Origin of the sequence: Dokdonia sp. Hel_I_53, assembly GCF_007827465.1 — a bacterium.
GTDB lineage: Bacteria > Bacteroidota > Bacteroidia > Flavobacteriales > Flavobacteriaceae > Dokdonia.
The window spans coordinates 1,512,493-1,525,594 of the sequence record NZ_VISL01000001.1 but is presented as its reverse complement, the minus strand read 5'-3'; the positions used below and the strand labels follow the sequence as shown (position 1 = coordinate 1,525,594).

Sequence of the window (13,102 nt, the reverse complement as noted above, 5' to 3'; positions counted from 1 at the left end):
TACTACCTCTTAATGCTATCTTAAAAAAAATACGGATATTACTTTGTAGAACTCATTTTATAAAGAACTCCAATGGATAAATTTTTAAATAAGATAAAGAAACCAAACCTTACCTTTTGGCAGATTTTTAATATGAATGTTGGTTTTTTGGGTATTCAATTTTCATTTGGATTACAACAAACAGCCATCAACCCTATTTTTCTTTATCTAGGAGCAGCCGAAGATTTATTGCCTATTTTGAATATAGCAGGACCTATAACAGGACTTATTGTACAGCCTATCATTGGAGCGATAAGTGATAAAACGTGGTCGCCAAAATTTGGTAGGAGAAAGCCGTTTTTCTTAATAGGTGCTGTATTAGGTAGCATATGTTTATTTGCCTTTCCCTTTAGCCCAGCATTATGGGTGGCAGTAACATTGTTATGGATTTTAGACATTGGAAATAATATGGCAATGGAGCCCTACAGAGCCTTTGTAGGAGACAAGTTGCCAGAAAAACAATTGAGTTTTGGGTATCAAATGCAAAGCTTATTTGTAGGAGCCGGTATATTGCTAGCAACCGCATCTATTTTTCTATTTCAAGATTGGTTTGGGGTTGAAAATGAAACTGTAGGAGCTATACCTAAGTGGCTCTATTACTCATTTTTTATAGGAGCCGTATTGTCTATAACCACTATATTATGGTCTGTACTTAAAACTCCAGAAATCCCACCATCAGAAGAGGAAATGGAGGAGATCAATGAGTTTAGATCACTTAGCTTTATAGAGCGTTTTAAGCAACCTTTCTTAGAGATCGCACGCACAGTAAAAGAAATGCCTAAATTTATGTGGAAAGTAGCGGGTGTTTATTTATTTCAATGGTATGCTTTATTTGTGTATTGGCAATTTATAGTACCACTTCTTAAGACTACACTCAATTTTACAACAGGAGAGGCCGCTGCTCAAGCTGCAAAGATGAGTTGGGCCTATAATTCTATAACGATGGTGGTAGCTTTGGCATTAGTACCTTTAACATTAAAATATGGAGGTAAGAAGATTTATGCTGCGAGTTTATTTTGTACCGCGGTAGCCATGTTTTTAGTCCCTAATATTACCGACACTACTTTAATTTTGGTTCCTATGGTTCTCTTCGGTATAGGATGGGCTGCAATGATGGGTATTCCTTATACAATGGTTTCTAAAATCGTTCCTCAATGCAAACGAGGAATTTATATGGGTATATTAAATATGATGATTGTCATACCAATGGCTATTGAAACACTCACCTTTGGACCTATTTATAAATATATTTTGGACAATAATGCAGTATATGCGATTTTCTTTGCTGGGGTGTTTTTTGCTATTTCGGCAATTTTAGCTCTTAGATTAAATCCTAAACAAGCACAAGAGGTCTATGATAACTAATATGAAATGTAATATTTTAAATTAAAAGATAAATATGCCTATTATGACTCGTAAAACAGACATTATTTGCGCAGGAGAAATCCTTATTGACTTTATAGGACATCAAAATGAGGCTGCCATTAGCAACACTCGAGATTATCATAGATACTTAGGTGGAAGCCCTACAAACGTTTCCATGAACTTGGCTAGGCTAGGAATGAATGTAAAGCTGGCTGCTACGGTAGGAGATGATGGGTTTGGGAACTATATGTTAGAGAAGCTAAAAGATAATGGAGTTCAAACAGACTTGATACGAGTGGATAATGACACACCTACAAGTGTTATTTTTGTCTCAAAAACCACCAGCACACCAGATTTTGTTGCCTATAGACATGCTGATACTCAAATATTAGGCAACCAAATTCCAGAAATTTTATTTTCAGAAACTTCTATATTTCATACTACGGCCTTTGCTTTAAGTAGAGATCCAGCGCAGCAAACTATTTTAATGCTTGCTAATAAAGCGTTTAAACATGACTGTACGTTAAGTATTGATCTTAATTACTCGCCTCGTATTTGGAAAAATAGAAAACAAGCGCTGGCTGTTTTTAAAGAATATTGCTCCTATGATCCTTTGGTAAAAATTAGTGAGGATGATATGGAACGCTTATTTGGAGAAAAGAAATCACATAAAGATATTTTTGATTTTTTTCATAATGAAATGAACGTAAGCAGTGTGTGCTTAACGCTAGGAAGTGAGGGGGTTAAATTTTCGCGGAAGCATAAAGAAATAATAGCACTGCCGGCAGCAAGAGTGGATAATGTGTTAGATGCTACAGGTGCAGGAGATGCCTTTTGGAGTGGTTTTTTATTTGCTCATATAAAGGGATATAGTGTAGAGAAATCACTTAAAATTGCGCTTTCTCTCGCAGCTATTAAACTACAGCACGTAGGTAGGCTTCCTCAACATATAGATATCCTTACAAAATTACTGGATTTTAAGTAGACATGTCAATGTATTACTAATACTAAGATAATTCTATATAAGCGCGCAAGTATCTGTATTTTTGTTATGAAATCTATAGCCAGTATATGAGTAAAGACAATAACAAAAGAAGAGAGGCACTTGAGTATCATGCAAAGCCAACACCAGGTAAAATTGCAGTTGTTCCTACAAAAAAATATTCAAGTCAGAGAGATCTTGCGCTTGCATATTCGCCTGGGGTTGCAGAACCTTGTCTTGAGATAGAAAAGAATATAGAAAACGTATATAAATATACAGCAAAAGGGAATCTTGTTGCAGTAATTTCAAATGGTACTGCTGTATTAGGTCTTGGAGATATAGGGCCTGAAGCATCTAAACCTGTGATGGAGGGAAAAGGACTTCTGTTTAAAATTTTTGCAGGGATTGATGTTTTTGATATAGAAGTAGATACTAAGAACGTAGACTCTTTTATAGAAACCGTAAAAAACATTGCACCAACATTTGGAGGTATCAACTTAGAAGATATAAAAGCTCCAGAGGCTTTTGAAATAGAGCGTAGGCTTAAAGAAGAGTTGAATATTCCTGTAATGCACGATGATCAACACGGTACTGCGATAATATCTGCTGCCGCATTAATTAATGCACTAGAGCTTGCAAATAAGAAAATAGAAGAAGTTCGTTTTGTTATTTCAGGAGCGGGAAGTGCAGCTATATCCTGCGCAAAACTTTATGTGTTACTCGGCGCAAGGATAGAGAACATTGCAATGTTTGACATAGAGGGTTTATTGAGAGATGACAGGGAAGATATTGACCCTTGGCAGAAGCAATTTAAATCTAAGGAACGCTATAGCTCTTTAGCAGAAGCGCTCAAGGGTGCAGATGTTTTTTTAGGACTATCAGTGGGTAACCTCGTTACTTCAGATATGTTACGCTCTATGGCGCATGATCCTATTGTATTTGCAATGGCAAACCCTACTCCAGAGGTCTCTTATGAGGTAGCGACAGCGGCTAGGGAAGACATTATTTTTGCGACTGGAAGATCAGATCATCCTAATCAGGTGAACAATGTATTAGGTTTCCCATTTATTTTTAGAGGAGCCTTAGATGTAAGAGCAACAGCTATCAATGAAGAGATGAAGATGGCAGCAGTAAAAGCACTTGCAAGGCTGGCTAAAGAACCTGTGCCAGAACAAGTAAATATTGCATACGGAGAGACGCGATTTACATTTGGTAGAGATTATATTATCCCAAAACCATTTGATCCAAGATTGATTGAAACTGTTCCGCCAGCCGTTGCAAAGGCAGCGATGGAGAGTGGAGTAGCACAACATCCTATTGAAGATTGGGATGTATATAGAGATGAGCTTTTAGAACGTATGGGCGATGATAATAAAATCCAACGTTTGCTCATGGAGCGTGCACGAAGAAGCCCAAAGCGTGTTGTATTTGCAGAGTCAGACCAACTCGATGTTTTAAAGGCTGCTCAAATAGTTAATGAAGAAGGTATCGCTATACCTGTACTTCTCGGGGATAGAGAAACTATTTTAGAATTAAAATCAGAAATTGGGTTTGAGGCAGATGTAGAAATAATTGATCCGAAATCTAGTGAAGAGCTTTCTAAAGTGAATGCCTATGGAGAGATCTATTGGCAAGCAAGAAAGCGTAAAGGAATTACTCTGTATGAAGCTCAAAAGTTAATGCGACAACGTAATTACTTTGCCGCAATGATGGTGAGTGAAGGTGATGCAGATGGTATGCTCTCAGGGTATAGTCGTAGCTATCCATCTGTAGTAAAACCAGTATTAGAGGTTATAGGGGTTGCTCCAGGAGTAAAGAAAGTGGCAGCTTGTAATCTAATGGTTACCTCACGTGGACCATTATTTCTAGCAGATACTTCTATAAATATTAATCCAACGTCTAAAGAGCTTGCAAATATTACTCAAATGACCGCTGCTACAGTAAAAATGTTTGGATTAGAGCCAGTAATCGCTATGGTGAGTTACTCTAACTTTGGGTCTTCAACAAATGAGCGGGCGTCGGGAGTGCGTGATGCGGTTTCTTACCTCCATCGTTACCAACCAGATCTCATAGTAGATGGAGAAGTACAGGCAGATTTTGCTCTAAATAGAAGGATGTTACAGAGTAAATTTCCATTTTCAAAACTAGCAGGAAAAAAAGTAAATACCTTAGTTTTTTCTAATATAGATAGTGCAAATATCACCTATAAAATGATCAAAGAGCTAGAAAAGGCAGATAACATTGGTCCAATCATGTTAGGCATGCGTAAGCCTGTTCACGTATTGCAATTAGGAGCAAGTGTTGATGAAATGGTACATATGGCGGCCATAACGGTAATTGATGCTCAAAAAAAGAAGCATCTAGAAGAGAAGTTAAGTAAAGAATAGCTTATTTTCAAAACGATTTTTAGTAATAAAATGGAGGTGAAACATATGTTTTACCTCCATTTTTTATGGGAATAACTCTTTCTATACATGATGTTGTAAATGGCTTAAATAACACCTAGTTCTATAGAAGTTTTTTCTCTTACGCTTTCGCGAAAGCGTAAACTTAAAATAACCACTCATCTACACATTATTTTCTTACATTTACGATCCTTAATAAATTGTTAAATGATCACCCATCTTAGCGGAAGACTTATAGAAAAAAACCCAACTCATGTTGTTTTAGATTGCAATGGGGTAGGGTATTTTATTAATATTTCATTATACACCTTTGGGCAACTAGGTGTTGAAGAAAACTTACGGTTATTTACTCATTTACAAGTAAAGGAAGATAGTCACACATTATTCGGGTTTGTTGATGCCATGGAACGTGAGATTTTTAGACTTTTGTTATCTGTTTCTGGTATAGGAGCAAGTACTGCTCGTACGATGTTATCATCATTAGACCCCAATCAAATAAAACAAGCTATCGCATCTAATGATGTTGCCACTATACAAAGTATAAAAGGCATTGGGGCTAAGACAGCGCAACGAGTAATTTTAGATCTTAAAGATAAAATTATCAAAGTTTATGATATATCTACCGAAAGTGCCATACTAAGCAATACAAACAAAGAAGAGGCGTTATCTGCATTAGAAACATTAGGCTTTATGCGTAAACAAGCAGAAAAAGTTTGTAGCGCTATTTTGAAGGAGTATCCTGATGCTACCGTAGAGTCAATTATCAAGCAAGCACTTAAAAAACTGTAAGCCTATTTTGAAATCAATCATCTACTCGAATATTCGAATTCCAATATTCTGTTGTTTCTTAGTTATTTTTCTAAGTAAAACGAATGTTTCAGGGCAAGAACAAGAAACGGTAAGAGACTCTACTTCTACAACATTCTCATTAGGAAGTCTTTCTTTGCCTAATCCCAATAGTATAGTTTCAAAATACACTTATGATGTAGAGTTAGATCGGTATGTGTATACAGAAGAGTTAGGCTCCTTTAGTGTTTCATATCCGCTCATTTTAACTCCGGAGGAGTATGAACGGCGTGTGCGAGATGAGCAGATGCGTGATTATTTTAGAAGTAAAGTGATTGCTTTAGATGGAAAAACTGAAGAAGGAAAAGAGGCTCAAAAAAATCTATTACCTGTATTTTATGTTAAGAGTGATTTGTTTCAAACCATTTTTGGCGGAGATAAGATAGAATTTATACCACAGGGCTCTGTAGAAATGGATCTAGGCTTGCTTTTTACGAAGCAAGATAATCCTGCATTTTCACCTAGAAATAGAAGGAATTTTACATTTGATTTTGACCAACGGATTAGTTTAAGCTTATTAGGGCAAGTAGGAGAGCGCTTACAAGTAATAGCAAATTATGATACAGAGTCAACCTTCAATTTTCAAAATCAAGTAAAATTAGAATACACACCTACAGAAGATGATATTATCCAAAAGATTGAAGTGGGTAATATTGCTATGCCACTTAATAGCGCTTTGATTCAAGGCTCGCAAAGTCTTTTTGGGGTGAAGACAGAGTTACAATTTGGGAAAACTAGAGTAACAGCTGTCTTTTCAGAAAGTAGGTCTCAACCTAAGACGGTAACTTCAGAAGGAGGTGCCACTGTTCAAGATTTTGAAGTACCAGCACTTGATTATGATGAGAATCGCCACTTCTTTTTATCCCATTATTTTAGAGATAATTATAATAAAGCCCTTGAGAATTATCCGTTTATCAATAACCAAGGTATACAAATAACTCGTGTTGAAGTCTGGATTACCAATAGACAAAACCAAACTACTAATGCTCGGAACATCGTAGCAATACAAGATATAGGAGAATCTAACCCAAACAATATAGGACTTGACACTGCTCCTGCCGGTTTTATAAATAACGCACCTGGAGCCTTTCCTGATAACCGAAATAATGATTTTAACCCAAGAGGAATAAATGATTCTTCTGTTCAATCAGTATTAACTCCTGCAATACGTGATGTTGCTACAGTGGGGCAAGGATTTGGAAACGTTAACGTTCAAGATGGTACAGATTATGTACTTCTGGAGAATGCAAGGAAGCTAGAATTATCACAATTTACACTTTATCCCGAGCTAGGTTACATATCCCTTAGTCAGCGATTAAATAATGATGAAGTACTTGGCGTTGCTTTTCAGTATACTGTAGGAGGTCAAGTGTATCAGGTGGGCGAGTTTGCAAACGACGGTGTAAATGCTACAGAAGGTTCACGTCCTGATGCAGATGAAGATGGAATTCCAGATGTGGCAGATGCAGATAGCCCTGTTGTAAGACCAGATGAAGACAATGATGGTATCGCAGATAATGCAGACGCAGATCGTAATGGTGACGGGGCACTCAACGGTCCAGATGCAGATGGTGACGGAATTTTAGATACTGTCATACCAGCAGGACAAGCAGGGAGTCCTGTGAATCTTGTTGTTAAGATGCTTAAAAGTAATCTCACAAGTGTTCAAGAACCCGTCTGGGACCTGATGATGAAGAATATTTATCCATTAGGAGCATTTCAATTAGAACAAGAAGGCTTTAGAATGAATATTGTGTATTCAGATCCTTCTCCTTTAAACTACATTACACCCGTAGCGGGAGCTCCGGTCCCCACACTTTTTGACGGTGCAAATAATGACCCTGCTGGTGAAGCTGATAGAGGTGCGTTAGACTCAAATACATTGCTCAGAATTTTTAATTTAGATAGGCTAACTACGTTTGGCGATCCACAAATTGGTGGAGATGGATTTTTTGACTTTGTACCAGGTCGCACCGTACACGTTCAAAATGGGAGTATTGTTTTTACAACAGTAGAGCCATTTGGAAAAACCCTGTTCGATTTACTTAGTATAAATGATGCTTCAGAAAACTACGAGAATACAACTACCTATAACCCGCATCAAGAGAAGTACGTATATAGTTCGCTATATCAATCTACAAAGACTATTGCTAGGGATAACGCAGAGAAAAATAAATTTATACTTAAAGGGCGTTATAAATCTACTCAAGAGCAAGGCATTCCACTCAACGCCTTTAATATTCCACAGGGATCTGTAACGGTTACTGCTGGAGGTAGGGTGTTGACAGAGGGGCTAGATTATACGGTTAATTATGCATTAGGACGAGTTATAATTTTAGATAAATCACTCGAAGCCTCTGGAATACCTATCTCTGCTTCTGTAGAAAATAACACCATTTTTGGACAACAAAACAAACGCTTTACTGGAATTAATGTAGAGCACCAATTTAATGAGAACTTTATTGTAGGAGGAACTTTTTTGAATCTAAATGAGCAGCCACTTACTCAGAAGGCTACGTATAGTTTTGAGCCAATTAACAATACGATATTTGGATTAAACACAAGCTATTCTACAGAGTTACCATTCTTAACGCGTTGGGTGAATAAATTACCAAATATTGATACAGACGTTCCTTCAAACTTATCAGTAAGAGGTGAAGTAGCATATCTATTACCAGGACAACCTAATAGAACTGATTTTAATGGTGAAGCAACCTCTTATGTAGATGATTTTGAGGGTTCTCAAACATCAATAGATATAGGTGGGCCTTTACAGTGGAATTTATCTTCTCCTCCGATTGGTTTCGGCGGAGAATTTGGAAATGGAGATCTTGATGCGGGCTATCGACGCGCAAAATTTGCTTGGTATACAATAGATCCTATATTTTACAACGCACAGCGACCCGATGGAATATCAGATGATGATGTTTCTTTACCAGAAACTCGACGTGTTTTTAGAGATGAAATTTTTCCTCAACAAGATATTGTTGCTGGACAGACACAAGCGTTATTTACACTCGACCTGGCTTACTTCCCTTCAGAAAGAGGTCCCTACAATTTTAGTCCAGACGCTCAGGATGGTGTATTGATGAACCCTGAACAAAACTTTGGAGGAATTACAAGACAGTTAACTTCAACAGATTTTGAACAAGCTAATGTAGAGTTTGTTGAGTTTTGGTTACTAGACCCATTTTATGGAGATGGTGATACAACAAGTCCTGGTGGAAATCTTACTATAAATCTAGGTAGTATTTCAGAAGATATTTTAAAAGATGGTCGTAAACAATATGAAAACGGACTTCCAGAAGAAGGAGGTACTGAGGATACTTCTCCTACCGCTTGGGGGAAAGTGCCTACAAACCAATCACTAGTCTATGCTTTTGATACGGAGGGTCAAGAGAGGGCAAATCAGGACGTAGGGTATGATGGACTTAACGATATTGATGAGGCAACTCAATTCCCTAACTTTGCTGGGCTACCAGATCCTGCAGGTGATAATTATAATTACTTTATAAATGCCCAAGGTGGAATCGTAACTAGGTATCGCGACTACAATAATAATCAAGGAAATTCCCCAGTAGAAGTAACGCAGACTAATCGTGGGTCTACAACATTCCCTGATGTAGAGGATGTAAACCGCGATAATACGATGAATACTGTAGACGCATATTTTGAATATGAAATTCCTATAAATCCTCAATCCTTAAGTATAGATAATAATCCCTTCGTTACAGATGTTCGGCAACTTACAGTTACTGCCCAAAACGGAAATCAAATTCCTACCAGATGGGTGCAATTTCGTGTACCAATAAATCAATCGACTAGAGTAGTGGGAGGTATTAATGACTTCAGATCAATACGTTTCATGAGAATGTTTATGAGTGGATGGAGTAAGGAAGTTGTGCTTCGTTTTGGAACTCTTGATTTAGTCCGTGGTGATTTTAGAAGATATCTTTTGACATTAGACCCTAATGAGCCTACAGGAATAGATAATATGGATAACACGTTGTTTGAAGTAGCTGCTGTAAACATAGAAGCAAATGAAACACGATCGCCTGTACCTTACAATTTACCTCCAAATGTTGTAAGAGAGCAGCTTAACAATAACAATACTAACGTACGACAAAATGAACAATCATTATCAATTAGGGTTGATAATCTAGAGGCTCAAGATGCCCGTGGTGTTTACAAATATTATAACCTAGACATGCGCCAATATGAAAATCTAAAAATGTTTATGCATACAGAAGCATTAGTAGATGATGGAACAAATGGACTAGATGACGATACTGTTGTTGGGTTTTTGAGAATGGGGACAGATCTTAGTGCAAACTTTTATCAAATTGAAGTCCCACTTGAGCCAACTCCATTTGGAACCATCCAGTCAGATAGACAGGCTATATGGCCTGCAGCAAATGAGATGGATTTACCTTTAGAACTACTACAAGTAATTAAATCAAAGGTCATTGCTGGCGATGTTAATCCAGATCCAGATGCTATTACTTATTTTGATCAAGATGGTGAGCGTATTATGGATGCAGAAAATAAGTGTTATGAAGAAGGCGAGCTGCGAGTAGGTATTAAAGGACTTCCTAGTTTTGGGGATATACGAACAATAATGCTAGGAGTTAAAAATGGGAACCCAGAAAGTAATCAAGGTTCTTGTTTTTCTAGTGAATTAGGAGCAGAAGTTTGGTTTAATGAACTACGTCTATCAGAACTCAGCAATGATGCTGGGTATGCAGGTGTTGTAAGTCTGGATGCTAATGTTGCTGATTTTGCTAATGTTTCAGCAACTGGACGTGTTAGCTCTGTTGGTTTTGGAAGTGTTGATCAAAATGCGGGAGAACGCAGTCTCGAAGATGTTGTGCAATATGATGTGGTAACAAACCTTAATGCAGGACAATTACTTCCAAAAAAGTGGGGATTACAGCTTCCTCTCAATTATGCGGTAGGGGAAGAGAGTATTACTCCAAAATATGACCCTCTCTATGAGGATGTTGAGTTAGATCAAGTACTTGATAATGCAGAATCTGATGAACAGCGTGCTAATATTAAAGACTATGCGATTGATTACACGAGACGTCAGAGTTTTAACGCAATAGGGGTGAGAAAAAATAGAACCTCAGAGAAAAAACCTAAACCTTATGATATAGAAAACCTTACATTTTCTTACTCCTATAGCCAAGTAGATCATAAGGATTTTGAGATCGAGCAATCTCAAGATCAAAACGTTCGTTTAGGCGGTACCTATAGTTTTGCGTTTACTCCAAAGCCTATTGAGCCTTTTGCAAAAAATGACTCCTTGTTTATTGGGAAATATTATCAGTTTTTAAAAGATATCAATTTCAATTACCTGCCTTCTAACCTAGCGCTACAGTCTAATATTACGAGGCAGTATAATGAGCAAAAATTCAGAGATATATTTGCAAATGAAGGAGATATCGAAATCCCAAAGCTTTTTCAACGCAACTATTTATTTGATTGGGGGTATGCCGTAGATTTTCCTATTACAAAGAGTTTGAGACTTAACTATAATGTAAATCACAACCGAATCGTACGTAATTATTTAGATAAAGATGGAGCTCCGGCTTTTATTGATGCTTCTGGGCAGGAGGTAGATGGCTATGGGTTGTATAATGGTTTCTTTGATACGGGAACACCAGATACTCACTTTGGAGTTTTACAACTTAACTATGATTTGCCTTTTGAAAAATTTCCATTTTTAGATTGGGCCACATCGACCTATTCGTATACGGCTAATTACAGATGGCAGCGAGGCTCTCAGCAGTTACAAACTCTTGTGGATGAAAATGGAAATGATATACCTTCTATTGGTAATAGTGTTGAAAATGCAAATACGCATGCCATAAACAGTACCTTGGATATGGAGAAGCTCTACAAATATGTTGGGCTTACAAAAAGGAAGAAGGAAAAGCCTAATGCCAAACGCCCTAGAGGTCTTCCATCTCCAGAAGACGACAAGAAACCACTTAACAAAAAGGGTGAAAAAGAAGGAGCTGTAGTAGCTGAAACGTCAGGTTTAAGCACTTCAGATAAAGCATTGAATACAGGGGTAAGTTTACTTACTGCTATAAAAAAAATACAGATTACATATAAAGAGGACCATGGTACCTATCTTCCAGGTTACCTGCCATCAATTGGCTTTGCTGGGAGCTTAAAGCCTACAGCTGGCTTCATATTTGGTAGTCAAGCAGAGGTAAGAGAGCTAGCAGCGAGAAACGGATGGCTTACTTTATTTCAAAATTTTAATGAGCAATATAGAGAGATAGAAAGTAGAAATCTCGCAATCCAAGCGAGAGTGGGTCTACTTAAAGATCTCGATATTGACCTCAATATGAATCGAGTATTTCAAGAAAATTATCAAGAGAACTACCGCGTAGATCCTACTACACTCACTTACGAGTCGCTATCAGGAAATAGTTTTGGTAGATTTAATATTTCAACCATTTTATTAGGTACGGCTTTTAATGAAAGCACATCAGATTTTTCAAGTACATTTGATAATTTTAGAGAAAATAGACTAGCTGTTGCAAATAGATTAGCCACAGAATTTTACGGAGGAGAAAGCTTTAATAGAGATGAGAATGGGTATCCAGAAGGCTTTGGTAGAACAAATCAAAAAGTTTTATTGCCAGCTTTTCTATCTGCATATTCAGGTACCGATGTGTCAAAAACCGATACTGGCTTCTTAAGAAGTGTTCCACTACCTAATTGGAATATCAAATATACAGGACTGATGAATCTCAAGTGGTTTAAAGATCGCTTTAAAAGGTTCTCTTTACAACATGGATATACGGCCGGGTATGCTGTCAATAATTTCCAAACTAATTTAGCATACAACCGTAATACCGATGATGATCCAGCTACCGCCCAGCGTGATCAAGCAGGTAATTTTATTAATAAAACATTACTTGGTGCAGTGACCCTAACAGAACAATTTACACCACTAGTTCGTTTTGATTTTGAAATGAAGAACTCTGTCAAGATTTTAGCAGAGCTTAAAAGGGATCGAGCATTGGGACTAAGTTTCGATAACAATTTACTTACAGAAATTAAAGGGAATGAGTATACACTAGGACTCGGGTATAGAATTAAGGATCTACGTTTTGTGACAAATTTTGGAGGAAGTAAGAAGGTGCTAAAAAGCGACCTTAATTTTAAGGCAGATCTATCCCTTCGTCAAAATGAGACGATCATTCGCTATTTGGATATTGATAACAGTCAGACCACAGCAGGGCAAGATATTTATGGACTCAGATTTACAGCAGATTATGCTTTGAGTAAAAATCTCACTGCACTCTTCTTTTATGACCATACTTTTTCGACATTTGCAATATCGACAGCATTTCCTCAAACAACCATTAGGTCTGGATTTACGTTGAGGTATAATTTTGGAAATTAAAAGGTGTTACGCTTTCGCGAAAGCGTAACAAAAACACAT

At 37.3% G+C, this 13,102-nt stretch carries 5 protein-coding genes; all 5 read left to right on the top strand.

Annotated elements, in window-relative coordinates; genetic code table 11:
• The first annotated feature begins 72 nt into the window (after positions 1 to 72).
• The 5 genes from OD90_RS06905 (at position 73) to sprA (ending at position 13,063) form a co-directional block, all read left to right on the top strand.
• The gene (locus OD90_RS06905; RefSeq protein WP_144668300.1) at positions 73 to 1,404 is read left to right on the top strand and encodes an MFS transporter; all 1,332 of its coding nucleotides are present in this window, start codon (positions 73 to 75) and stop codon (positions 1,402 to 1,404) included.
• 43 nt (positions 1,405 to 1,447) lie between these two features.
• Entirely contained in the window at positions 1,448 to 2,389 is a 942-nt protein-coding gene (locus OD90_RS06900; protein ID WP_144668298.1) for a carbohydrate kinase family protein, read from the top strand.
• Positions 2,390 to 2,475: 86 nt separating this feature from the next.
• The gene (locus OD90_RS06895; protein WP_144668296.1) at positions 2,476 to 4,773 is read left to right on the top strand and encodes an NADP-dependent malic enzyme; all 2,298 of its coding nucleotides are present in this window, start codon (positions 2,476 to 2,478) and stop codon (positions 4,771 to 4,773) included.
• A 225-nt stretch (positions 4,774 to 4,998) separates the two neighbouring features.
• Complete coding sequence (gene ruvA, locus OD90_RS06890; RefSeq protein ID WP_144668294.1) at positions 4,999 to 5,580, top strand: Holliday junction branch migration protein RuvA; 582 nt, start codon at positions 4,999 to 5,001, stop codon at positions 5,578 to 5,580.
• A gap of 16 nt (positions 5,581 to 5,596) precedes the next feature.
• Positions 5,597 to 13,063: a cell surface protein SprA gene (gene sprA / locus OD90_RS06885; protein ID WP_186434776.1), complete on the top strand. Its 7,467-nt coding sequence runs from the start codon at positions 5,597 to 5,599 to the stop codon at positions 13,061 to 13,063.
• Positions 13,064 to 13,102 lie beyond the last annotated feature (39 nt).

Excerpts from the sequence above, each read along its gene's own strand:
- OD90_RS06905 (WP_144668300.1), top strand. The coding sequence starts at position 73 with ATGGATAAATTTTTAAATAAGATAAAGAAACCAAACCTTACCTTTTGG.
- OD90_RS06895 (WP_144668296.1), top strand. The coding sequence starts at position 2,476 with ATGAGTAAAGACAATAACAAAAGAAGAGAGGCACTTGAGTATCATGCA.
- OD90_RS06900 (WP_144668298.1), top strand. The coding sequence starts at position 1,448 with ATGACTCGTAAAACAGACATTATTTGCGCAGGAGAAATCCTTATTGAC.
- ruvA (WP_144668294.1), top strand. The coding sequence starts at position 4,999 with ATGATCACCCATCTTAGCGGAAGACTTATAGAAAAAAACCCAACTCAT.